Origin of the sequence: Methanoculleus nereidis (genome assembly GCF_032944295.1) — an archaeon.
GTDB lineage: Archaea > Halobacteriota > Methanomicrobia > Methanomicrobiales > Methanoculleaceae > Methanoculleus > Methanoculleus nereidis.
The window spans coordinates 103,139-126,959 of record NZ_JABFFQ010000004.1; the positions used below are offsets into that span (position 1 = coordinate 103,139).

Annotated in this window: 24 protein-coding genes; 13 read left to right on the plus strand and 11 right to left on the minus strand. The window is 61.3% G+C overall.

All coding sequences use genetic code 11. The annotated features are described in order from the left end of the window. Window positions 1–8: 8 nt before the first annotated feature. The 4 genes from HL657_RS06995 to HL657_RS07010 all read right to left on the minus strand — a co-directional run bounded on the left by HL657_RS06995 (window position 9) and on the right by HL657_RS07010 (window position 3,118). Window positions 9–962 carry a ribonuclease Z gene (locus HL657_RS06995; RefSeq protein ID WP_317296106.1) on the minus strand — a complete coding sequence of 318 codons (954 nt, stop codon included), beginning with the start codon at window positions 960–962 and terminating at the stop codon, window positions 9–11. Then, window positions 950–1,723 (minus strand): sugar phosphate isomerase/epimerase family protein, encoded by a 774-nt coding sequence (locus HL657_RS07000; protein WP_317296107.1) that lies wholly within the window; start codon window positions 1,721–1,723, stop codon window positions 950–952. Before HL657_RS07000 ends, HL657_RS06995 begins: the two co-directional genes overlap by 13 nt. Then, window positions 1,720–2,271 carry a dephospho-CoA kinase gene (locus HL657_RS07005; protein ID WP_317296108.1) on the minus strand — a complete coding sequence of 184 codons (552 nt, stop codon included), beginning with the start codon at window positions 2,269–2,271 and terminating at the stop codon, window positions 1,720–1,722. The genes HL657_RS07000 and HL657_RS07005 overlap by 4 nt, the downstream gene beginning before the upstream one ends. A gap of 148 nt (window positions 2,272–2,419) precedes the next feature. After that, on the minus strand, window positions 2,420–3,118 hold the full coding sequence (locus tag HL657_RS07010; protein WP_317296109.1) for an anaerobic ribonucleoside-triphosphate reductase activating protein: 699 nt from the start codon (window positions 3,116–3,118) through the stop codon (window positions 2,420–2,422). A 175-nt stretch (window positions 3,119–3,293) separates the two neighbouring features. Here HL657_RS07010 and thiC point away from each other — a divergent pair, with 175 nt between their 5' ends. From thiC to HL657_RS07050, 8 genes are all read left to right on the plus strand, one after another. Next, window positions 3,294–4,568, plus strand: a complete 1,275-nt coding sequence (gene thiC / locus HL657_RS07015) for a phosphomethylpyrimidine synthase ThiC (RefSeq protein ID WP_317296110.1) — start codon at window positions 3,294–3,296, stop codon at window positions 4,566–4,568. Window positions 4,569–5,066: 498 nt separating this feature from the next. Beyond that, window positions 5,067–5,483: a carboxymuconolactone decarboxylase family protein gene (locus tag HL657_RS07020; protein WP_317296111.1), complete on the plus strand. Its 417-nt coding sequence runs from the start codon at window positions 5,067–5,069 to the stop codon at window positions 5,481–5,483. Window positions 5,484–5,543: 60 nt separating this feature from the next. Further along, window positions 5,544–6,119, plus strand: coding sequence for a 5-formyltetrahydrofolate cyclo-ligase (locus tag HL657_RS07025; protein ID WP_317296112.1), 576 nt, complete (start codon window positions 5,544–5,546; stop codon window positions 6,117–6,119). Window positions 6,120–6,182: 63 nt separating this feature from the next. Continuing rightward, complete coding sequence (locus HL657_RS07030) at window positions 6,183–8,606, plus strand: CDC48 family AAA ATPase (protein WP_317296113.1); 2,424 nt, start codon at window positions 6,183–6,185, stop codon at window positions 8,604–8,606. A gap of 85 nt (window positions 8,607–8,691) precedes the next feature. Beyond that, window positions 8,692–9,144, plus strand: coding sequence for an Hsp20/alpha crystallin family protein (locus tag HL657_RS07035; protein ID WP_317296114.1), 453 nt, complete (start codon window positions 8,692–8,694; stop codon window positions 9,142–9,144). A gap of 469 nt (window positions 9,145–9,613) precedes the next feature. Continuing rightward, the gene (fbp, locus tag HL657_RS07040) at window positions 9,614–10,711 is read left to right on the plus strand and encodes a fructose-1,6-bisphosphate aldolase/phosphatase (RefSeq protein ID WP_317296115.1); all 1,098 of its coding nucleotides are present in this window, start codon (window positions 9,614–9,616) and stop codon (window positions 10,709–10,711) included. A gap of 129 nt (window positions 10,712–10,840) precedes the next feature. Continuing rightward, window positions 10,841–11,077 (plus strand): LSM domain-containing protein, encoded by a 237-nt coding sequence (locus HL657_RS07045; protein ID WP_317296116.1) that lies wholly within the window; start codon window positions 10,841–10,843, stop codon window positions 11,075–11,077. A gap of 5 nt (window positions 11,078–11,082) precedes the next feature. Further along, window positions 11,083–11,424 carry a helix-turn-helix transcriptional regulator gene (locus HL657_RS07050; protein WP_261597364.1) on the plus strand — a complete coding sequence of 114 codons (342 nt, stop codon included), beginning with the start codon at window positions 11,083–11,085 and terminating at the stop codon, window positions 11,422–11,424. 83 nt (window positions 11,425–11,507) lie between these two features. Here the strand turns inward: HL657_RS07050 and HL657_RS07055 are convergent, their stop codons facing one another. From HL657_RS07055 to HL657_RS07070, 4 genes are read right to left on the minus strand one after another with little or no spacing between them, the layout of a single operon-like run. Next, the gene (locus HL657_RS07055; protein WP_317296117.1) at window positions 11,508–11,927 is read right to left on the minus strand and encodes a hypothetical protein; all 420 of its coding nucleotides are present in this window, start codon (window positions 11,925–11,927) and stop codon (window positions 11,508–11,510) included. Next, on the minus strand, window positions 11,917–12,540 hold the full coding sequence (locus tag HL657_RS07060; RefSeq protein ID WP_317296118.1) for an ArsR/SmtB family transcription factor: 624 nt from the start codon (window positions 12,538–12,540) through the stop codon (window positions 11,917–11,919). Before HL657_RS07060 ends, HL657_RS07055 begins: the two co-directional genes overlap by 11 nt. Before the next feature lie 37 nt (window positions 12,541–12,577). Continuing rightward, complete coding sequence (gene guaB / locus HL657_RS07065; protein ID WP_317296119.1) at window positions 12,578–14,044, minus strand: IMP dehydrogenase; 1,467 nt, start codon at window positions 14,042–14,044, stop codon at window positions 12,578–12,580. 3 nt (window positions 14,045–14,047) lie between these two features. Next, window positions 14,048–14,737, minus strand: a complete 690-nt coding sequence (locus HL657_RS07070; RefSeq protein ID WP_317296120.1) for a (5-formylfuran-3-yl)methyl phosphate synthase — start codon at window positions 14,735–14,737, stop codon at window positions 14,048–14,050. A gap of 44 nt (window positions 14,738–14,781) precedes the next feature. Between HL657_RS07070 and HL657_RS07075 the strand changes: the two genes are divergently transcribed. Together HL657_RS07075 and tmk are read left to right on the plus strand one after the other, a co-directional pair. Continuing rightward, window positions 14,782–15,462, plus strand: a complete 681-nt coding sequence (locus HL657_RS07075; protein ID WP_317296121.1) for a HisA/HisF-related TIM barrel protein — start codon at window positions 14,782–14,784, stop codon at window positions 15,460–15,462. After that, window positions 15,456–16,073 (plus strand): dTMP kinase, encoded by a 618-nt coding sequence (tmk, locus tag HL657_RS07080; RefSeq protein ID WP_317296122.1) that lies wholly within the window; start codon window positions 15,456–15,458, stop codon window positions 16,071–16,073. The genes HL657_RS07075 and tmk overlap by 7 nt, the downstream gene beginning before the upstream one ends. Here tmk and HL657_RS07085 read toward each other — a convergent pair. Beyond that, entirely contained in the window at window positions 16,030–18,621 is a 2,592-nt protein-coding gene (locus HL657_RS07085) for a valine--tRNA ligase (protein WP_317296123.1), read from the minus strand. The two genes, tmk and HL657_RS07085, sit on opposite strands and share 44 nt — an antisense overlap. Window positions 18,622–18,814: 193 nt before the next feature. Between HL657_RS07085 and HL657_RS07090 the strand changes: the two genes are divergently transcribed. After that, on the plus strand, window positions 18,815–20,011 hold the full coding sequence (locus HL657_RS07090; protein ID WP_317296124.1) for a DUF92 domain-containing protein: 1,197 nt from the start codon (window positions 18,815–18,817) through the stop codon (window positions 20,009–20,011). Window positions 20,012–20,376: 365 nt separating this feature from the next. Here the strand turns inward: HL657_RS07090 and HL657_RS07095 are convergent, their stop codons facing one another. Further along, on the minus strand, window positions 20,377–21,204 hold the full coding sequence (locus HL657_RS07095; RefSeq protein ID WP_317296125.1) for a DUF7847 domain-containing protein: 828 nt from the start codon (window positions 21,202–21,204) through the stop codon (window positions 20,377–20,379). Window positions 21,205–21,206: 2 nt separating this feature from the next. Continuing rightward, window positions 21,207–21,797, minus strand: coding sequence for a pyruvate kinase alpha/beta domain-containing protein (locus tag HL657_RS07100; protein WP_317296126.1), 591 nt, complete (start codon window positions 21,795–21,797; stop codon window positions 21,207–21,209). A gap of 157 nt (window positions 21,798–21,954) precedes the next feature. Between HL657_RS07100 and HL657_RS07105 the strand changes: the two genes are divergently transcribed. After that, the gene (locus HL657_RS07105) at window positions 21,955–23,124 is read left to right on the plus strand and encodes a redox-regulated ATPase YchF (protein ID WP_317296127.1); all 1,170 of its coding nucleotides are present in this window, start codon (window positions 21,955–21,957) and stop codon (window positions 23,122–23,124) included. 120 nt (window positions 23,125–23,244) lie between these two features. Then, window positions 23,245–23,565, plus strand: coding sequence for a hypothetical protein (locus HL657_RS07110; RefSeq protein ID WP_317296128.1), 321 nt, complete (start codon window positions 23,245–23,247; stop codon window positions 23,563–23,565). The last annotated feature ends 256 nt before the right edge of the window (window positions 23,566–23,821 follow it).

Genomic DNA, 23,821 nt, shown 5'->3' on the forward strand with positions numbered 1-23,821 from the left:
CATCTCGATCAACTCCGATACGGGATCTCCAGCACTGTCAGATCAGCCGGCAGAATCACGTCTCCCTCATAATATCGCTTTGCATCGCGTATATGGTTTGCTGTGCTTGCATAACGGGAGCTTATGTGCACCAGGGCAAGCATACGGGCACCCAATGCCGTTGCAGCCTCCCCTGCCTCCCCGGACGTCGAGTGCAGGACGTCACGGGCGCGGGCGACCTCCTGGTCGTCGAACGTGGCGTCGTGGATCAGGAGATCCGCATCCCGGATCATCGCCGCGGTGTCGGGCTGATCCTGGAGCGGCCGGGTATCGCCGGTATAGACGATCTTTCGCCCGGGACGCGCCTCGCCCATCACGTCGGCGGGCCGGACCTCGGCCTCGGCGCCGTCGCGGACGATGCGGACAACCTCTCCACGTTGCAGCCGCCCGAAGAGCGGACCCGGCGGGATACCGAGTTCGATCGCCCGCTCGCGGTTGAACCTGCCCGGCCGCTCGTCCTCCTCCAGCACGTAGCCGAGCCCGGGAATACCGTGGAGCGTCGAAAACGCCCGGACGGTGTAGCCGTTGAAGGGCACGACCGAACCGTGCTCGAGGGTGTGGGCGATGACGGGGAAACCCCGGGCGTGACGGCTGATCCTCTGCACGAGGTCGACGAACTCGCCGACCCAGGGCGGCCCGTAGATCGGGAGAGGCTCGGTCCGTCCCATGAACGCGAGCGTCTCGACGAGCCCGAAGACGCCGAGGAAGTGGTCGGCGTGCCAGTGGGTGATGAAGACGGCGTTCACGGTAAACCCGGTCCGGGCGCGCATCATCTGCTGCTGGGCGCCCTCCCCGCAGTCGAAAAGCAGGGTATCGGAGCCCCGCCGGATCAGGAGCGAGGAGGGGTTCCTCTGCGGTGAGGGGAGCGCCCCCGCCGTGCCGAGGAAGTGAATGTGGAGGGTCTCGCCGGCTATACGAACCACTTCCTGAATGCAGCGAGGCTCCGCTTTGCCTCCTCAAGGTTCCGGCCTTCGATGACAGCCGGGCCGGAGTAGTCGCGGGCGATGATCCGCCCGGCCTTCTCCCAGGCGATGGTTCCGTCGCCGAGCGCCAGGTGTTCATCCGACTGCCCGTGGTTGTCGTGGATGTGCAGGTGATCGACCTCCCTGACATGTGCAAGGAACGCATCCACGAGACCGTTGGTGTTTGCGTGCCCGACATCCAGCGTGATCCCGATCCCCGCGATCCCTTCGGTGAGTCCGAGGACCTCCTCGGGATAGCGGCAGAGGAAGTCTTTGATGCTGATCATGTTCTCGACGCACGCGAGGACGCCATGATCCTCCGCGTACTTCCCGATCTCGACGAGCGCGGTCTTCTGCATCTCCCAGACCTTCTCCGGGACGAGTCTCCCCACGGGGGAGACGAAACCCGGGTGAACAGTCACCCGGTCAGTCAGTTCGGCCGCGTGATGGATGCAGCAGCAGGTCTGGCGGATGGACTCGCGCCAGATCGGGTAGTTCAACGACGCGAGGTTTAAGTCGCTGTAGGGCGCGTGCACGGTCGCGCGAAGGCCGGTGCTCTCGAGGTTCTCCCGGACAGCGGCGAAGTTCTCGGGGTTGTCCAGGCGGTACTTCCCGTCGGCGACGATCTCCCAGCCGGTATACCCGATCTCTTCGATCCCATAGACCCAGTCGCGTGATTCCCAGACTTTTGACGAGGCTGAAAAATACGGAGCAAGACTCATTCTGTTATCCCCCCCAGCCGGCAGAGCAGGGCACGAACCTCTGCGGCAAACGCTTCAAGCGATCCTTCGTTCGTGACCCGACAGTCCGCCCCCTCCAGGGCACGGCCAAGCCCCCACCCGAGTTCCCGCTCGTCGCGGGCCCGGAGTTCTTCGGGGGTGAGGGTGTCGTCGGACCGGCCGCGGTTCGCGAGCCGCCGGTAACGCGTCGTAAACGACGAATCGATCCCGACGAGCGTGAAGTCGGGGAAATGCTCCCGAAACGTCGCCACCTCGTAGTCACCCCGAATGCCGTCAACCAGAACCACCGGAGCGCTCGCCGCCTCGATGAGCGGGATGGTGATCCGGGCGATGGCGTCCATGCCGAGGTCCGCGCGCAGTTTCCCCGCGACCGCGCCAAAGTTCGCGTCCGTCGGGGGAAGCCCGGCCTCCTTCACCTGTTCCCGTATTGCGTCCCCCATGACTACGACCGGTATCCCGAGGGCCCGGGCGATCCGGGATACCTCGCCTTTCCCGCTTGCCGGCATACCAACGATTCCAATGACCTTCATCCGGTTTCTCCATTTATATCCAGAACAGCGGGCCGTGCCGGCAGGAAACCGGCTGCAGGGTCCCGGCGGTGCAGGTTGCGGCGGCCGCCACAAATGTTACCATAAACGTGCGTTCTTGACGATATTATGTTTAGCGTCACCGGAACAGTTACCGCTCCGGGTCGTAGACGACCTCGCCGTCCTCCCGGGTCCGTATACGGACCTTCCGGCCGAGCGGTGCCGCCGCAGCCTCGAGTTCCTGCCGGGTCAGGGGAACGAAGCCCGCGGCAACCCCCTGCTGGAGCACGAGGTCGAATCCGCGGGTATCCTGTGCGATGGACAAAAGATCGCCTTCGCGGCCCCGGAAGAGAGTGACCACAGCCTGGAAGGTTTCAAGGTTGCCGTCGGCCTTCGCCCGTTTGCAGGCGGCGAGCGACCGCTTCACCGCATCGGCGGCGGTGAGTTCCAGGAGGTCGTCGTAGCGCTCCCACGTCGTCTTGATATCGAGCGCAATCATGTCAACGAGATGCCTGTCGATGAGGTCCTCGATCACCCGGGGGAAGATACCGTTCGTGTGCAGGCCCACAGAGAACCCCATGTTGCGGGCGGCGGCGGCGAGGTGGGCGAGCGCCTGCCCCTGCAGGGTCGGTTCCCCACCGGAGAAGACCACAGCGCCCGCAACCATACGGGATTCCCGGATCATCGCGATGATCTCGTCTGCATCGCGCAGATCCTCGCCGTCCTGGATGGCGATGTTGTGGCAGTAGAAGCAGCGCGCGGGGCACCCCCGGAGAAAGACGGTGCAGGCAGCCCGTCCCCGCCAGTCGACGGTGCTGATCGGGACAAAACCTCCGAAATTGACGTACAAATAATCACCAGACGCTAAAGAGATGCTCCGTTATTTCTTGTAAGCCTTGGCTTTCCGGCTATGAAAAAAGATCTGAATAAGGTAAAGTCAAGTTTACTTGTTGAGATAACAAGCCCATTTTAGCCCCAATCCCAAAAACAAGCCTTTATCAACTCTTTTCCTCAAATATAGGGCCATGGGTCTCATAGAAGATGCCCGGCGTGGCGTCGTCACCGAAGAGATGCGGATCGTCGCAGCAGCGGAAGGAGTAACCGAAGATTTCGTCAGGCGCGGCGTGGCCGAAGGCCACATCGTCATTCCAGTCTCCCCCTACCGGAAGGTGAAGATCTGCGGTATCGGCGAAGGGCTTCGCACGAAGGTCAACGCGAGCATCGGAACGTCCTCAGACATCGTCGACGTCGACATGGAGATCGAGAAGGCCCGGCAGGCCGAGCTCGCCGGTGCCGATACGCTGATGGAACTCTCCACCGGCGGCGACTTTTTGGAGATCCGGCGCCGGGTCGTCGAGGCGACCACCCTCTCGGTCGGGTCGGTCCCGCTCTACCAGGCGTTCATCGAGGCCGCCCGGAAGCACGGGGCGGTCGTCCACATGGAGGCGGACGACCTCTTCCGGATCACAGCGGAGCAGGCGAAGATCGGCACCAACTTCATGGCGATTCACACCGGGATCAACTACGAGACGATGAAGCGCCTGAAGAACCAGGGGCGGCACGGCGGGCTCGTTTCTCGGGGCGGGGCGTTCATGACCGCATGGATGCTCCACAACGAGAAGGAGAACCCGCTTTATTCGGAGTTCGACTACCTCCTTGAGATCTTAAAAGAGCACGAGGTCACCCTCTCGTTCGGCAACGGGATGCGGGCGGGAGCGGTCCACGACGCGACCGACCGCGCCCAGGTCCAGGAGCTGCTCATCAACGCGGAACTCGCCGATAAAGCGCATGAACAGGGTGTCCAGACGATCATCGAGGGGCCGGGGCACATCCCGGTCGACGAGATCCAGACCAACGTCGTGCTGCAGAAGCGGGTCACGAACCGGAGACCGTTCTACATGCTCGGCCCGCTCGTCACCGATATCGCGCCCGGCTACGACGACCGGGTGGCCGCCATCGGGGCCGCGCTCTCCTCCTCCTACGGCGCCGACTTCATCTGCTACGTGACGCCGGCCGAGCACCTGGCGCTCCCCACCCCCGAGGAGGTCTACGAGGGCGTCATGAGTTCGAGGATCGCCGCCCATGTCGGGGATATGATCAAACTCAAGAAGCGCGACGACGATCTCGAGATGGGCCACGCCCGCCGGGACCTCGACTGGGAGCGGCAGTTTGCGGTCGCGATGAACCCCGAGCGCGCCCGGAAGATCCGGGACGAGCGGATGCCGGCCGATGCCGACGCCTGCACGATGTGCGGGGACTACTGTGCGCTGAAGATTGTTGGAAGGCATTTTAATTTCTGAAAGGAATTTTGGAGCGGGTGGCCCTCTTCCGGCTTTCCGCTTTTTTTTGTGGCATTCCTCTCGGGGTAGCAGAGGGTGTTCGTGTGTGCAAGTGGATCTGATGTGGTTTTTCCCGACAAACCCGGTATACTGGACCGTGGGGCTATCGCCATTGGGGGAGGGGCTGACGGGGAGGGGGGGTGCAGCCCCCCCTCCCCTGTCTCTACCCCGTAAGGCTCTACCTGTAACCCCCACCCCACCCGCGCTTCGCGCTCCTCACCCGCACCTTCGGTGCCTCAACTCCGCTCCTAGCGGAGCGTCGTTCCCCGCCCCCAAGGGGGCGGGGGCAGTCATGGCGATATCCCCACGAAAGCCGTTGACGGGGTTACGTAACCAGGGATAGGCAGGTGCTAAAGAAGCCATTTCATGCATCCGTCGACTCCCAACCACCGCCGGCCAAACCAAAAACCGCACCATTATCCCCCCGTCCCGCCAAAATTCCCATACGAGGACAGCCCGATGAAACCCGAAAACGAAAAACTCATAGACGATTTCCTCGCCCACGCCGACGACCTCGGCGACGACATCGTTGAGGACGTAGAGGAGATGATCGGCGTCGTGCCGTTCATCTTCGCCATCCTCCGCGACCGGCCCGAATCCTTCGCGCTCTCCACCCTCGCCGATTACCGGATCTCCCGGCCCGATTCGCTCGATGCAAGGACTGCGGAACTGATCGCCGTCGCGGCCGCAGCCAGTGCCGGTGCAGACAGCTGCTTAAAGGTCCACATGAAAGCCGCGCTGAAGGAAGGCGCGTCCCGCGACGAGATCCTCGACGTTCTCCTCATCGCCGCGATGATAGGCAAGACCCGGGTCCTTGCATCCTCTCTCCGCCGGTTCCGGGAGGTCTGCGGCGAAGGGCCGGGAGCGGAGAAGTAGGCCGCACCCTCCTCGCCGGCATGCATAGTTTATGGTCTGATTGAGCCAAACTCTCTTACAATGAGCCAGACAAAGGCGGCCCTCCGTCTGCGGGCAAAGGAAGCCCGGTCCCTCCTCTCCCCTGCGGAGATCGCCACGTGCAGTGCAGGCATCGAAGAAAAACTCCTCGGTCTCCTCGACGGGTTTGCGACCGTCATGGTCTACGTTGCAAAAGCCCCGGAGGTCGAGACCATGGGCCTGATCGCTGCCCTGAACCGCCGGGGCGTGCGGGTTGTCGTGCCCATCATCGAACGGGAGACCTGTAGTCTCCGCCTCTCCTACCTCCCGGACCCCGGGGTCCTCGTCCCGAGCACTTTTGACGTCCCCGAACCGATCGGTCACGAACTTCCGGCGCGGCCCGAGGAGGTCGAGGTCGTCATCATACCGATGCTCGCCTTCGACGCCGAAGGAAACCGGCTCGGCTACGGTGCCGGGTACTACGATCGATTCCTCTGCCGGTACCCTCACCCGAAGAAGATCGGCATCGCATTCTCCTGCCAGCAGGCAGGGCGCATTCCTGCCGATGAAAACGACGTGAAGATGGATTACATCGTTACGGAAAAGGGGATTATCCGGCACAACGGAAGGGTCATTTAGGGAAAAATATAAATACTAGTCGGCACTTACCTATGGTAAACCCTACAGGAGGAGATTGTTCACATGGCCAATACCGAATCCATTGAGGTAACCATCAAGGAGGCGGCGCACGAAGACGCCGGCCGGGGAATCGCCAGACTGAGCATCGACACCATGAAGGCGCTTGGCCTCGTCAGCGGCGACGTCGTCGAGATCGAGGGGCGCCAGAAGGCAGCGACGCTCGTGTGGCCCGGTTTCCCCCAGGACACCGGCAAAGCGATTCTGCGCATCGACGGCAACACCCGGAGCAACGTCGGGGGAGGGATCGACGACAACGTCCGGATCAGGAAGACCGAGGCAGGATACGCAAAGAAGGTGACCATCCAGCCCACCCAGCCCATCCGCCTGGTCGGCGGCGAACAGTACCTGGGAAGGATCCTTCGCGGCCGGCCGGTCACCGAGGGGCAGCTCATCCGGGTCAGTATCCTCGGCAACCCGCTCACGTTCGCGATCGCCAAGGTGGCCCCGAAGGGCATCGCCATCGTCACTGACAGCACCGAGATCGAGCTGAAGGAGACTCCGTATGAGCCCAAAGAGGGAGAGCGCGAGGTGGCGGGCGACGTCCACTACGAGGATATCGGCGGGCTCGATCGCGAGCTGCAGCTCGTCCGGGAGATGATCGAACTCCCGCTCCGGCACCCCGAGCTCTTCGAACGCCTGGGCGTCGAACCCCCGAAGGGCGTCCTGCTCTACGGCCCGCCCGGAACGGGGAAGACGCTGATCGCAAAAGCCGTGGCGAACGAGGTGGACGCTCACTTCATCACGCTCTCGGGCCCCGAGATCATGAGCAAGTACTACGGTGAATCCGAGGAACGCCTGCGTGAAGTCTTTGAGGAAGCGCAGGAGAACGCACCCTCGATCATCTTCATCGACGAGATCGACTCGATCGCGCCCAAGCGCGAAGAGGTGAAAGGCGAGGTCGAACGCCGGATTGTTGCCCAGTTGCTCGCCCTGATGGACGGGTTGAAGACCCGGGGCCAGGTGGTGGTGATCGCCGCAACAAACATCCCGGACATCATCGACCCTGCTCTGCGGCGTGGCGGTCGGTTCGACCGCGAAATCGAGATCGGCATCCCCGACACCAAGGGAAGGCAGCAGGTCTTCCAGATCCACACCCGCGGCATGCCGCTTGCCGAGGACGTGAACCTCGACGACTACGCCCGTTCCACGCACGGCTTCGTCGGCGCCGACATCGCTCTGCTCGCAAAGGAGGCGGCGATGCACGCACTCCGCCGGATCATCCCGCAGATAAAGATCGAGGAGGAGATCCCCGCCGAGATCATCGACCAGCTTCGCGTCACGAACGAGGACTTCATCGAAGCGCATAAGCACGTTGAGCCGAGCGCGATGCGAGAGGTGCTCGTAGAGATCCCCGATGTCAACTGGGAGGACGTCGGCGGCCTCGAAGACGTAAAGGCCGAATTGGCGGAGGCTGTTGAGTGGCCGCTCAAATATCCGGAGATATTCGACTCCCTGGATACCGAACCCCCCCGCGGCATCCTGCTCTTCGGCCCACCCGGGACCGGCAAGACACTCCTTGCAAAGGCGGTCGCAAACGAGAGCGAAAGCAATTTCATCTCCGTAAAGGGCCCGGAACTCCTCTCGAAGTGGGTCGGGGAGTCGGAACGCGGCGTTCGTCAGGTATTCAGGAAAGCCAGGCAAGCAGCACCGTCGATTATCTTTTTCGACGAGATTGACGCGCTTATGCCTAAACGCGGATCTTATATAGGATCATCGCACGTAACTGAAAGTGTGGTAAGCCAGATCCTGACAGAGCTTGACGGCCTCGAAGAGCTCAACAATGTCGTGGTTCTCGGCGCTACCAACCGCCCGGACATGTTGGACGAGGCGCTGCTTCGCCCCGGCAGATTGGACCGGATCATCTACGTCCCACCGCCTGACCGGGAAGGCAGAAAGAAGATCTTCGAGGTATACCTCAAGAACAGAGAGATCCTCGCAAACGACGTAAACATCGAGGAACTGGTCGACAGGACCGAGGGTTACGTCGGAGCCGACATCGAGGCGCTGGTCCGCGAAGCAAAGACATCCGCCATGCGCGAATTCATCGCTGCGATGGGCGGAAAGACCGAGGAAGAACGGCGCCAGGCGATCGGCAACGTGCGGATCACGAAGAACCACTTCGAAGATGCCCTCACCCGCGTGAGAGGCACGCTCGGTATCGACCGGCTGGAAGAGAACGAACGCCACTCCTGGCAGATCCTCTACAACCAGGAGCAGCGGTCGGCACTCGAAGATGCCGTCTCGACCATCAACCGTGCAGGAATGCGGGAGACGGGAAAGATCGAGCAGGAAGTCAAGGACCTGACAAAAGCCCTCAAAGATGCGGTCTACCAGAGGAAGAAAGACTTCGGCGAGATCAAGCGCCTCACAAAGGAGTTGAAGACCAGGATAGAACGCCCGTTGCCGCAGACGGCCATGGCGTTCTGACGGGAGTGCCCCCTCATGGGGCGCTCCCCCCAAGGAGGGGTAATGCAACCCTCTCATCAGCAGAGACGGAAACTACGTGATGCACATGAGTGACAGCCCAGCAGACATCTTCCAGCAACTCAACGAACTGATGAAACGCCTCATGGAGCAGGGGCTCAAAGAGCAGGGAGATCAGAACAGGCCGTTTGCCTACGGATTCAAGATCGTCCTCCATGACGCCGGCAAGATGGAGACACCGGCAAAAGAAGCGGCTCCCGTAGCAGAGCCGGGAGAACCCTCCTCCGAGGGGACCATCGAGCCGATAGCAGAGATGTATACGACCGATGACGACGTGACGGTGGCAATCGATCTCCCGGGTGCCGAAACGGAGGATATTCATCTGTCACTCATCAACGGGACGTTGACGATCATCGCCGGGGCTAGCCAGCTGACCTCAGTGGAGGTGCCGACTGTGGATGCCGATTCCATGCAGTCGAACTACAAGCACGGCGTCCTCGAAGTCAAATTCTCCCGGGGCAAGTCGATCAGGATCGACTGATACGTCGGAGTGCCTGCCGGGTTAGGGCGGCAGGGCCACAATACTTTTCATCGGTTGGAGTATCAGCCCGCAGACTGACCGGCAGGTGCCGGGCGGAGGCTGCAGGGAACACGCTTCTTCTTTCCGTACCCTACCCATTCCAGTTCTTCTCTCAGCGGTATCAGGATAATATCTCCCTGAGGGAACGCGCGATCGACACCGGGGCCATCAGATACGCTTTTCACGAATGCTGCTCCCGTTGATGCCCCTATCACCAATATGCCCTCATAAATCGTCAAAAACGGCAAAAGACAGTATAACAACCCCACAGTTTTCGAATGGGATGTTTGCCGCGAAGGGTAGCCGCAAAGGACGAACCTGAAAATCGGTTGCCGTAGCCAACCTTTTTTCAAGGCAGCAACACCTACATATAGAGTAATACCTATCTACTAGTCGTAAGGGCTATGCCCGTCCAGGTAGTGGTGATTATATGGTTAAGACCACCGTGTCCGTAATTAAAGCAGATATAGGCAGTTTCCCGGGGCACTCCCGCACCCACCCGAAGATCCTTGAGGTGGCCGCCCGGAGGCTCAAGGAGGTAGAAGGCAGCATCCTCATCGACTCGTACGTCACCCACTGCGGTGATGACCTCGAGCTGATCATGACGCACACCAAAGGGGAGGATAACGAAGAGATCCACAAACTGGCGTGGGATATCTTCATGGAATGCGCCGGACTCGCCAAAGAGATGAAACTCTACGGCGCCGGCCAGGACCTGCTCGGAGATGCGTTCAGCGGCAACGTCAAGGGAATGGGGCCCGGCGTCGCTGAGATGGAGTTCGAAGAGCGGGGTTCCGACCCGATCCTGATCTTCATGGCCGACAAGACCGAGCCCGGTGCATGGAACTACTTCCTCTACAAGATCTTCGCCGACCCCTTCAGCACGTCCGGCCTCGTCATCGACCCCTCGCTGCATGATGGATTCACCTTCGAGGTCCACGACGTCATCGAGAAGCGCAAGATTCTCTTCAACACCCCCGAAGAGTCTTACAGCCTCCTTGCCTACATCGGAGCACCGAGCCGCTACGTCATCAAGTACGTCTGGAAGAGGGACGGCACGATTGGGGCGTCCACCAGCACCCAGCGGCTGAACCTGATGGCCGGCCGGTACGTCGGCAAAGACGACCCGGTCATGGTCATCCGTGCGCAGAGCGGGTTCCCGGCGGTGGGCGAGGTTATCGACCCCTTCAGGACACCCATCCTCGTGGCCGGCTGGATGCGCGGTTCGCACCACGGCCCGTTCATGCCGGTGGGGGTCGCCGATGCAAACTGCACCGCGTTTGACGGACCGCCCCGGGTCATCTGTCTCGGGTTCCAGGTCTGCAACGGGAAGCTGATCGGGCCTGCCGACATGTTCGACGACCCGGCGTTCAACCGCGTCCGCGACCAGTGCTGCGACCTCTCCAGCGTACTCCGGGCCCACGGGCCGTTTGAGCCGCACCGCCTCTCGCTTGAGGAGATGGAATACACCACCCTCCCGGGCGTCGAGAAGCAGTTCAAGGACCGCTGGGAAGACCTTCCCGAGTAACCCCCTCTCTCTCATTTTATCAGGCGGCTGCTTACGGCCATCTGCCGATCACCGTGGTATGCGGTGCCCTTCGGTTGCCGCGGCTCTCCGGGGAAACCTTAATGCATGAATATAACCACATAAGAACAGATGGTTAACGGCATCGTACTCCCTGTAAAGAAGGTTTTTTCGCTTGTAGACTCTAAAGTCATCGTTGAGATCAAGGATGACAGTAGGAAACTCCAGGGACGTCTCGTGGCGGTGGATGAACACCTGAATCTACATATGGACGAGACCACCGAGTATACCGGAGAACAGCGGGGCCGCACCCTCGGGACCGTCGTCATTCGCGGCAACAATATCCTGACCATTGCACCCCTGCTCTGATAGCCATGTCCGACCAGGAGGAAGAAGCACTCAAAGTAATCCAGTCCCATCGACAGGGAGTCCTCCAGAGCGAGCTCTGGAAACTCCTTGATATCGACAGCAGGAAGTGCTCAAGGATTGTGAAGCGCCTGCTGGATGCCGGGTTGATAGAGCGCATTGAGTTCCGCAGCGACGGCATCAAGACCTATCTGCTGCGGGCAAAAAAGCGGGCGATCGATCCCTGCGTCATCCTTGCGGGAGGAGAGGTCCTTCCCTGCATCGGCTGCGATCAGGAGTGCACACCGGAAGAGTGCGCGCTCCTCCTCGACTGGATGTACCAGCTTGCTCTTGAGGAATATCAGGAGTAACGCATTTTTTTTAGTTGTAGCCGCCCCGACCAGGACCTTGAACCGCAGGTTTCAGACCAGCTGCAAAAAGAGTAAGAACCGGTTCAGGACCGGGCAATCTCACCGGGCGCGCTCTTCTTCGGGCAGACGGCATCGATCACGCCGTGCTGCACGTTGTAGAAACTTTGTGGGACATCAATCTCACATTCGAGATCGATGACCGTCTCCTCGTCGCCCCCGGTGCAGAGGGTCACGGAATCTTCCTGAAACGTGACGTACGGGGCACCGTCCGCATGGGCATCCGCCATCGCAGTGATGTAGATGCAGTCATCCCCCTCGACCACCTCAACAGCGGACTCGTCATCCTCTTCTTCAGAGAGATCAAGATATGGCGCCTCCTCGGGCGCTCCACTGATGATGGTGAACCCGATGATCCTGGGGTCCTGGAGGGGCATCTCGCTCAAGATTCTCTCCATCAGCCGCGCAATATCTCTAAACATTTCGTCGTATGGATTATTCGCCATGTGTACCACGTATCCTGTATCGGTTGTTGATGCGCTCGACAATCCCCATGTGCGTGAGGTTGCCCAGTCTCTGTTTCAGCTCATCCGTGGACAGGCTGCTCACTTCTTCGAGTTCCGCGAAGGCCAGATCGGCGTGGGAGAGGGCGAGGATGATCTCCAGGTCCCCGTCATCCGTTACGAAGTCCCCTCGCATGCGCACGACCTCCGCAAACCTCGATTCGATCTCCCGCTCCAGTTGTTCGAGATTTTCCAGAAGATCGTCACGAGCCCGGACCATTCTCCTGAATGCCTCGAGGTTTCTTGTAAATCGTGTTCTCTGGTTCTCCTCAACAGAGGGAAGCGTAACCCCATCCTGCTTCTGCAGGTTTACGATGACATTGATGTCATGCGAGAGGTAGTAATACTTTCGCCTGCGCTCGTCCTGGCACGAAATGAGGAGTTGCTCACGCTCCATCAACTGCAGGTGCTCTATCACCGCTTTCGGACTGAGCACCAGACGTTCGGATATCTCGGTCACGAAACACGGTTTCTGCCTCAACAGTGCTATTATTCGCCGCCTGTTCCGGTTTCCCAGGATATCGAGGAGACGGGAAACATCACTGCCCTCGAGCATACTTACTAAATGTTAGTGATTTCACCATAAAAAAGTGTCACTCGAAGAGGCGGTAGTTCGGTGCCTCATCGGTGATCATAATATTGTGCGGGTGGCTCTCGCCATACCCCGCAGGCGTAATCCTGAGGAATCTGCTGTTCCTCTGCAGATCCGTTATCGTCTTTGAGCCCGTGTAGCCCATCGCGGATTTCAGGCCCCCGACAAGCTGGTAGATAACATCCGATACATGGCCCACGTAGGGCGTGACCCCCTCAACGCCCTCGGGAACAAACTTGGTCCTCCCGAACTCCTTCTTCTGGAAGTAGCGGTCGCTCGACTCGCCGCTGCTCATGACGCCGAGCGATCCCATCCCACGGTACTGCTTGTAGCGCCGGCCCTTGATCGTCGTAACCCTCCCCGGCGCCTCATCGGTGCCGGCAAAGAGGCTGCCCGCCATGATGCAGTCCGCGCCCGCGGCAATCGCCTTCGCAATATCCCCGGAGTAGCGGATGCCGCCGTCGGCGATCACCGGAACGCCGGCCTCGTGCGCCACCTCAGCGACGTTTGCTATCGCAGAGACCTGCGGCACGCCCACACCCGCAACGATCCTTGTGGTACAGATGGAGCCCGGCCCGATGCCCACCTTCAGCCCGTCGACGGTCCCGGCGAGGGTCGAGGTCGCCTGCTTCGTCGCGATGTTCCCGGCCACCACATCGACGGCCACGCTCGCCTTGATCTCCCTGACCGCTTTGACGACGTTCATGTTGTGGCCGTGCGCACAGTCCACCACCAGGGCATCGACACCCGCCTCGACGAGCATCATCGCCCGGTTGAAGTCGAAGGGACCCACCGCGGCGGCGACCCGAAGTTTCCCGTTCGCATCGCGGTTCGCGCGGGGATACTGCCTCTTCTCGAGGATATCGCGCATCGTGATGATGCCGACCAGGCACCCTTCTGCGTCCACAACCGGAAGGCGCTCGACCTTGTTCGCATACATCGTCTCGAGCGCGCTCTCCGCCGTGATGTCCTCAGAGGCCGTGATCAGCTTCTTGGTCATGTAGCCGGTGATCTTTGCCTCGCCGCGTTTCGGGAGGATTGCCCTGATATCCCTGCGGCTGACGATCCCGATCACGTGATCGTTCTCGATAACAGGCACGCCGCCGATACCGTACTGCCGCATAACCCGTTCCACATCGGTGACCGTGGCCTCGGGACCGACCACCACGACTTCGCGCTCGATCAGGTCCTCAGCCTGTTTGACGACCCTGACCTCGGCGACCTCGCGATCCGCAGGCATATTCCGGTGTATGACACCGATGCCGCCCTCCCGCGCTATGGTTATCGCCATCATCGACTCGGTCACCGTATCCATGGCAGCACTCACAAGAGGGATATTCAGGGGAATACTCCGCGAGAATTGTGACCTGACGTCGGCCTCGTCGGGCTCGACCCATGATTCGGCGGGCTCGAGCAGCACGTCGTCAAATGTGAATGTCGTTTCCATTTGCATCTTCTCGATGTACATACATCACCTGAGCATCATTACTGCTTTCTCCACCAGTTCGGCCCTGACCGTGGTCGACCGATCGCCCCCGCAGACCATCCCCCTGACGCCGATGATCTCCGGGTCGATCCTTTTTAAGGCGTCGAGGTCCTCGAACTTCAGTGAACCGGCAAGGGCCGTCTGCAATCCGAGTTCCCGGTTCTGCCCGGTGAACCGTGTCAGTGTCTCCTCGTCCATGAACTCAAAGAGACTCTTCCCATCTTTAATACCAGTGTCGATCATGGCGACATCGGCCCCGGCATCCGCGACCAGCGGGCTGATGGTGAGCGGCGAGATCGTGCCTATTCTCTCAAAATCAGCATACGCAGCGATGACGACGAATTTCTCGGGAAAATCCCGCTTCACTGCCGTGGTCACCGCCTCGATGACCTCACGGGCACGGTCGGCCCCGTCGAACATCAGGCCGACCTTGATGAAATCAGCACCTGCGTGCGCGGCGCCGTAAGCAGAAAGAGCTGCAGTTCCCGGTTTATACTCATTGTCCCCAATTGCAGCGCTGACAGGCTTCTTGCCGGCGAGGGTCTTGATATCCCGAATGACCCAGGGAAAATTTGCACCGAGCGATCCTTCTGAAGGTTTCTTTACATCGATGATGTCAGCGGAAAGCGAGCTTCTTGCCTCCTCAATGCTGCTTGGACTGACGAGTAATTGCATAGAAATTAATGATCCTTCACCCTAATAGTGATTGCGTTGAGGACATGGAACTGATTCTTGCAGTTGATCTGGCGGGCGGTCTTGTGGTGCATGGGAAGTCCGGAGACCGCGCCGGCTACCGCCCGCTCTCCTGGGGGATATCCCCCTCGGCCGAACCGGAAGCCTATCTATCCTGCCTCCGGCCCCGGTATCTCTACATCGCCGACCTCGAGAGCCTCGAGGGCAGGATCCCGCAGGACGACCTCGTCCGGCGCTGCGCTGCCATGGTCGAGCGATGCTACCTCGACCGGGGCTGCCGGTCGCCTGCCGAATGCACGGCGGTCGAGGGAGTGACGCCGATCGTCGGCACCGAGACGGCGGCGAGAGCGATCGAAGACCTTACGGCATACCGAAGAGGTTACCTCAGCATCGACGTCAAAGGTGGCCGGGTGCTCCCCTGGGGCATCCGGCCGGCGGAGATGCTGGCCCACGCATCGGGACTCTCGTTTGAGGGGTGCATCGTCCTTAATATCGGCGCCGTAGGGACAGAGCGGGGACTCGTCCGGGAGGAACTCGAAGAGATGCGGGCATGCTATCCCGGCCGCCTCCTCTACGGGGGTGGGGTCGCCGGGGTCGACGACATCCACCTCCTCGCAGATACCGGGTTTGATGGGGCGATCGTCGCGACCGCCGTCCACCACGGCACGGTGCCGCTCGAGTGGCTCCGGAGGGGACGCCCGTGCTGATCACCATCGAGGGCATCGACGGGAGCGGGAAGAGCACGCTTCTTGTCCGTCTCCGGGAACTGCTCGCCGACCTCGATCCACTCTTCACCCGCGAACCTGGCGCCACCTGGGTCGGGGACTCGGTGCGGCGCGCGGTCGCCGAGCGGATGGACCCGATCACCGAGGCGCTGCTCTTCTGCGCCGACCACGCCGCGCATATCGATACGGTGATCCGGCCCGCGCTCGATGAGGGAAGGCTCGTCATCTCCGACCGCTATGCCGACTCCCGGTTCGCCTACCAGCCAGTCGTCCTCGACGGCGTTCTCCCCGACCCGCTCTCCTGGCTCCGCCGGATCCACGAAGGATGGTCGATCCGGCCCGACCGGACGTTCCTCCTGGTCCTGCCGGTTGAGGATGCCGTCTCAAGGCTCGACCCTGAGAAAAAGAGAGAGTACTTTGAGAACGCCGGAATCCTCGCGCGGGTGCAGGAGAACTACCTGAACCTCGCGGCAGCCGATCCCCCGCGGTTTGTCGTCGTCGATGCGCTGCTCGAAAAAGAAGAGGTTGCGAGGTTCATCGCGGGCGAAATCAGGACGAGTGCCCGATCGTCACGACGACGTCCTCGAGCGTGAGGACGTCCACCTCTTCTCCCGCCACCCGGTAGGCGACCTTCGGCGTGAAGGAATCGGCCGGCACGGGAATCTCCTCGCCGTCGACCGTGACGGTTGCGGGCGGGTTCTTGAGCAGCTCCGGCGGGAACGCCTCCACGGCCTGCATGAACCCGCGGGCCTGCTTCCTGAGCGCCGGGCCGATAATTGCCATGTTGAAACTCACGCCGCTCACGACCTCCTCGAGGCGGGGGGTGCCGGTGCTCCACCGGGCGTCGGCATTGAGGGCACGCCCGGCGTCACCGGCGTCATCGACCGGTTCCGGCGCGTAGATCATGACGTGTCCGAGCGGGGCGTTCAGCGCCATGCCCTTATCATGCTTGTAGCGCCGGAGTTCGGCGACCGTCTTCACGAGGAGATCGCCGTGGCGCCGCGCTTCGTCGTCGGCGTATGAAAAGTCCGGCCAGGCTTCTTTGTGCACGCTTCTCCCGGTGAGGTTGTGGTAACACTCTTCGGCGAAGTGGGGAATAATCGGGGCAAGCAGGCGGCAGAGGACGTCCATGGTCGTCCGGAGCGCGCTGCAGGCACTGACCCTGCTGCTGTCGTCCGCATACAGGCGGCCTTTCGCGACCTCGATGTAGTCGTCGGCGAGCGCGTTCCAGGCAAACTCCCGGATCGCCTTGAGCGCCCGGTCGAACTGGTAGCCCTCCATCGCGGAGGTGACCTCCGCCACGGTCTCGGAGAGCCGGACGAGCAGCCACCGGTCGGTGAGTTCCGTCACCGGTGCATCGAGATCAGCCCCCTTCTCCAGGTGCCCCATGACGAACCGGAAGATGTTCCAGAGCTTGGTCTGGAACCGGGACGCGGCGACGACGTCGTTCCAGTTGAACATGATGTCCGAACCGGTCGCCGCGCCTCCGGCACCCCACTGCCGGAGCGCATCCGCACCGTACTGCCCGACGATCTCTTCGGGGGAGATAATATTGCTCCTGCTCTTGCTCATCTTGAACCCGTCTTCCCCGAGCACCATGCCGTTCACCAGGATCTCGTCCCAGGGATGGCTGCCGACCAGCGCCTTCGCCCGGAGGATGGTATAGAACGCCCACGTCCGTATGATGTCGTGGCCCTGGGGGCGAAGCTGCGCCGGGAAGTATGGGGGTTTGCCGGTTCCATCCCACCCGGTGACGTGAAGCACCGATATCGAGGAGTCCATCCAGGTGTCGAGCACGTCCGTCTCGCCGGCGAAGTCCGATCCCCCGCACTGCGGGCAGGGGGTCTTCGGCATATCGACCGTCGGGTCGATCGGGAGGTCTTCCTCGGCCGGAAGGACCATCTCGCCGCAGGTGGTGCAGAACCAGACAGGAATAGGCGTCGCAAAGATCCGCTGCCGGGAAATGCACCAATCCCACTCCATGGAGTTCGCCCAGTTCTCCATCCGGGCGAACATATGCTCCGGCGTCCAGGAGACCTTCCGCGCCGCATCAAGGATCTCGTCCTGATGGACCCGGACGAACCACTGCCGTTCCGAGAGGATCTCGATTGGGGTCTTGCACCGCCAGCAGGTCCCGACCCGCTGCTCGAGTTCCTCCTGCCGCTTCAGGATACCGGTTTCTTCCATATCGCGGAGAATTGCCTCCCGGCAGGCCTCGGATGACATCCCCTCGTACGGGGCCGCGGTCGCGGTCATAGCACCTTGCCGGTCGATCGCCTTGCGGAGATCCAGGCCATGCTGTTTCCACCAGTAGACGTCCGTCTTGTCGCCGAATGTACAGATCATCACTGCACCGCTGCCAAACTCCGGGTCGACCGCGACGTCCTCGATGACCGGAACATCGTGACCGAAGATCGGGACCGTAAGCTTCTTTCCCTTCATCCCGCGGTACCGCTCATCCTCAGGGTGGACAGCCACCGCAACGCAGGCCGCGAGCAGCTCCGGCCGGGTGGTGGCGATCTCGACGCCGTCGAAGTCGAAGTAGTTGAGTTTGGTGGTGCGGGGGGCGTAGTTGACCTCGGCGAACGCGATTGCCGTCTCGCACCGGGTGCAGAAGTTCACCGGATGCTCGCTCTGGTAGATGTCGCCGGCTTTGAGCATCTGCAAAAACGACGCCTGGGTCTTTCTGTAGTAGTCCGGGAGCATGGTGATGTACTCGTGGCTCCAGTCGGTGGAGAACCCGAGCCGCCGCATGGTCGCCCGCATCTTCTCGATGTTCCCGATCGTGAGGTCGTGGCACATCTCCCGGAACTGCTCTCTCGGTACATCATTTTTGGTGATCCCGTATGTCTCCTCGACCTTTACCTCGGTGGGGAGGCCGTGGCAGTCCCACCCCTGCGGGAACATGACGTTGTAACCGCGCATACGCTTGTAGCGCGCGATGAAGTCGATGTAGCACCAGTTCAGGGCGTTCCCGATATGGAAGTTGCCGGTGGGGTAGGGCGGCGGCGTGTCGATGATGAACCGTGGCTTTTGCGAGCCGGGATCGAAATAATTGTCCTCATCCCGCCAGGCACTCTGCCAGCGTGTCTCCACTTCTTCAATATCGTAGTTTTTGGGTAGTTGATGTGACGGCGACATTTTCAGCGTATGATCTCTCTCTTCCCAGTGAAATATAATGTTCGACGGGGCTTTCCCTATCGGGGTATCCCGCGCAGCCCACGGGTTCGCCGTCCCCGGTCCGGGCGTCCCGGAACGTTCACTGTTAAAAACCGCGGAGACGGCAAGGGTTCGACCCTAAAGGCTTTCTTCCTGCATTACCCATAATACATGAATGACAAAGCCGCAGGGGTTGGTTCTGGCATCGGCCCTCACCCTCGTCTTCATAGGCCTTGCCCCCCTGCTCCAGCCGGCATGGCTGCTGACGCTGTTCCTCATTCCGTTCTCGCTCGTCCTCTTCCTCATCAAAGATACCCGGTACGTATCGCTCTCAATCATCGCACTGGCCCTGCTCTATGGGCTCGGCTGGCTCTCGACGTTCGTCTTCACCTGCACGCTCGGCATCGTCGTGATCGGGGAAGTGGCGTTTCGCCTTACCGGAGGGAAACACGCGTCGTATCTTCACCATCTGATTGCCGCCATCGGCATTTCGGTTGCGGTGATGCTCTATCTCCAGTACACCGCGCCACTTGTCGTCGTGATGGGCGTGGTCGTCGCGGTTCTCCTCCGGGCGGCTCTCCGGGGCCGGGACGACGCCCTGATGATAGAGGCGCTCGGCGTCGCGATGACCATGTTCCTCTTCGAGGAGCTCAACTTCGAGGTCGATCTGACCATCCTCGTCGCGGCGGCCGTGATAGCGTTCGGGTTCGGTTATACCTCCTACCGGCTCCGGGTGGCTGATGTCAGCGGCCTCTTCTCGGGCGCCATGATCGGGATCATCCTCATCGTCTTTGCGGATGTCCGGTGGTTCCTGATCATGCTCACCTTCTTCATCATCGGTGCCGGGGCTACCCGGTATCGCTACACCGATAAGGAGCGGCTCGGTGTCGCCCAGGAGCACGGAGGGGTGCGCGGCTACTTCAACGTCTTCGCAAACGGCCTGGTGGCGACCGGAGCCGCCATCCTCTACGGCATAACCGGCCAGCCGGCCTTCGTGGCGCTCTTCATGGGGAGCGTCGCCTCCGCTGCCGCCGATACCGCCGCGAGCGAGATCGGGGTCACAGGGAAGACGCCGTACCTGATCACGACGCTCAAGCCGGTGCCGCGGGGGACGAACGGCGGAGTGACCCTGCGGGGGGAGGCGGCATCCGTCATCGCATCCGCCCTCGTCGCCGCCGTCGCCTGGGTGATGGGCGTTGCCGATCCCTGGATGGTCGCCGTCACGGTCGCCGCCGGGTTCATCGGTACCAACATCGACAGCCTCGTGGGCGCAACGCTTGAGAACAGCGGCAAGATAGGAAATTCCGGCACGAACCTGGTCGCCACCTTCTCGGGCGGGCTCTCGGGGATGCTGATCTATATGCTCGGGTGAAGGAGAGCGCGGGCTCCGGGGCGGTTTTTGAAGGTATAGTCTGGCCGACCGGTCAGGTTTCTATGTGGGATTGCGGTACCGTAGCATCCTCCTTGTGGCCGTGTGCTGATGCCAGCCTAAAATGGATGAACCTCAGAACGATGAAAAAGCCTGATACAGTGGACCGTGGGGATATCGCCATTGGGGGAGGGGCTGACGGGGAGGGGGGAGTATTCCCCCCTCCCCTGTCCCCACCCCCATCTCGGCGATATCCACTGGAAAGCCGTGTATGGGTGCGATATCAGTGCAGCAGGATTACTTCAGAAGACGTTAGCTGCTCAAACCCGGAACTGGAGAAAAAAGAATATGATGTCTGTTCAGCCACGTCAGTACTTATACCACCGCCCCTTCTCGTCGTACTCCCCCTGCTCTACCTGCACAGCACCAGCGCGGTTTCTGAAGAAACTTGCCTTATAAGCGTAGAGGAACGCCGAAAAGAGCACGATCACGATCGCATACACGGTTGCGGTGATCCAGATCCCCTCCGTCCCGATGAGAGCGAGGATATCCTCCGGCATCATCACCTGGAGTTCCTCGGGGCTCATGCTGACGAGCGGCTCGAGTTTGTCCACGAGGAGAGCGGTCCAGGCAAGGAGGGCGGCGAACCCGAGCACTGCGAAGACGACGATGTTTACCAGGTAGAAGACGAGGACGCTGCCCAAGTTGTTCATAACGAACTCGATGCTCCGCCGGATCGACTCAAAGACGCCCGTCTCCTCAAAGACCGCCACGGTATCGTAGAAGAACGTGAAGAAGGCGATCGAGAGGAGCACCCCAAAGAGGAGCGGGACCATGTTTGCGCCGGCACCGGCGCCGAGGAGCGTGAGCGGGATCGCGAGCAGAAAGACCGTCAGGATGGCCGCGAAGAAGATGACCAGCGTCGGCAGGAGTATCCGGAAGTAGTAGGCCTTCCCCGACTGCACGAACTCCCCGACGGAGAATGCCTCACCCTTAACCATGCCGTAGACGCCGCCGGCCAGGAAGGGTATCACGAGGGCCTGCAGGATTGCCAGGGGCTCCGTGTAGAAGGCGCCGCCGTATAATGGGACGGTGAGGTCGAGGACCGCGAGAGCGCCCATGATGAGGCCGACCGACCAGAGGACGGGGTGCTGCCGGAGGAGTCCGGCGGCATTGCTGACCGATTCGAGCGTCATGCTCACCGGTTCCTCGGCATGGCGACGATCTCGCGCACCTGCAGGTCGAAGAACGCTGCAGTATGCGCGGGGCGGATGACGCAGACGGTATCAGCGCCGGTTGCGGTGCCTCCCACCGCGATCACCTCTTCATCGACGCCGATCGCGCCCTGATCCGCCGCGATGAGGACGCACTCCACTGCGACCTTCAGGCCGATCGCAACGGTGCGCCGCAACGCCTCGGCGATCGCCTCGGTGCGGGAGCTTCCGCCGAGTTTTGGGGACCGGGATATTGCGCGCTCGAGCCCGGAGAGCGCGTGCGTGCCGATGACGATCTTCGCACCTTCCGCCCGGAGGGTCTCGGCCGCCTCCGGCGAGAACTCCCACTCACCGGGTTTTGAGAAACCCACTACGTGGGTGACGACGATCAGACGAAGGTCCGTCCCTTTCATGGCGTCCCGGAAGGCAAGCGCCGTCCGGCCGCTGCTGCTCGCGACAACGATCGTTTTGACGCCGAGTTCCCGTGCCCGCTCGACGGCGAACCGGGCGGCGTCGTGGGTGTTCTCTCTACCCGGCGCATCGAAGTAGTAGGTATTCCGGGTTACGAAGCTCATGCAGTCATGTTGTCGTTGCTCCTAATTGAATCTCCCGTACCGATGATTGGGGCTGCAACGACACAGCCCGGGTCGCGCTGTCGGAGAAAGAAGATGATAAATGGTGTATGGCCCAACACTACTCTCAACCAACCTAACGGTGCGGTAGGAGTTGCTCATGATCACACTGGCCATTGCAGGAAAACCCAACTGTGGGAAATCGACGTTTTTCAGGGCGGCGACCCTGGCCCAGGCAGAGATCGCCAATTATCCGTTCACGACCATCGATGCCAACCACGGCGTCGCGTATGTCCGGACCGCCTGCCCCTGCCAGGAGATGCACGTTCCGTGCGAGAACTGCCAGGATGGCGTCAGGTTCGTCCCGGTCGGGCTGATCGACGTGGCGGGCCTTGTCCCCGAGGCGCACCTCGGGCGGGGGCTCGGGAACCAGTTTCTCGACAATCTCCGGCAGGCGGACGCGATCCTCCAGATCGTCGACGCCAGCGGGGCGACGGACGCCGAAGGAAACCCGGTCGATATCGGCTCGCGTGACCCGGTGAAGGATATCGAGTTCCTCCAGTACGAGATGTCGATGTGGATGTACGGCATCCTCTCGCGGAACTGGGCGAAACTCGTGCGACAGGCCCAGGCGAGGGACTTCTCCCTTGCGGCGGCAATCGCCGAGGTCTTCGCCGGCCTCGGGATAACCTACGAGCATGTCCGCGACGCTACCGAGGCAGTCGGGATCGAGCTCCGGACGGCGGGGGAGGAGGACCTGATCGGGTTCTGCCGGGAGCTGATGATGATCAGCAAGCCTATGCTGATCATCGGGAACAAGGCCGATCAGGCGCCGAAGGAATGCCTGGATCGGCTCGCGGAGCACGAGGTCGTCTTTGCGAGCGCGGCAGGCGAACTTGTGCTCCGGATGGCCGCAGAGGGGAAGTTCATCCGCTATCTCCCCGGCGACCGGAGTTTCACCGAGAACCCGGAGGCGAACCTCACCGCCGCGCAGCGTGCCGGCCTGCAGAAGGTCGCAGACTTCGTGCAGACGTTCGGCGGCACCGGGGTTCAGAAGGCTCTGGATGCCGCGGTCTTCAATCTCCTCGACCGGATCGTTGTCTTCCCGGTCGAGGACGAACACAAACTCACCGACGGCAAAGGCCGGGTTCTCCCCGATGCGTTCCTCATGAAGCGCGGGTCGACCCCCCGCGACCTCGCCTACCAGGTCCACACCGATATCGGCGAGGGGTTCCTGTATGCCATCGACGCGAAGATCGGGATGCGGGTCAAGGACACCCACGAGCTGAAGAACGGCGACATCATCAAGATCGTCAGCGTCAGGAAATAAGCCGCTGGCACGGGGAGGCCGGCCTCCTCTGCTCCGTGCCCGGGGGGGCGAACCGGCATCTCCGGAGCGCCGATAAAAACCGGCAGGCATTTATATAGAATTGAGAAATATTCGATCACCATGAGCGGCGAGGTCTACCAGGCGCAGGTCCTCCGGAACTTCTTCGACACCATCACCGGAACGGACAGGAACCTGACCCGGATCTACATGTGCGTGATGAGCCTCGCCAAGCTCCGTATGGAGTCTCCCGAAAGGATGACGTTCCTCGTGGACCAGCTCCGCAAGTCCAAACAGAAGCGGGAACTCTCGGTCGATATCATCGATTATATGTGCGATGTTGCGCGCGATCTCGAACTCACCACCGTCCAGACCGCGTTCGGCGTGAAAGACATCAACACGGTCTCCGACGAGTTCAGCGGGATCAGCCTCGACTCGCTCTGATTTTTTTGCCGGGAGAGGGTTCCGGGTGGCTCGATGGTTTTTCCAGGGAGTAGTGGCTCTCTTTTGTAGATCTCGGGTGCGCATTGTGCTTTGGGATGACTGTCTGAATGGACATGAGTGTGGCAAGATCCCGTGTAGTGGACCGTGGGGATATCGCCATTGGGGGAGGGGCTGACAGGGAGGGGGGCATGCCCCCCTCCCCTGTCTCCACCTATCTGAGACATCTGTAACCCCCACCCCACCCGGCCTTCGGCCT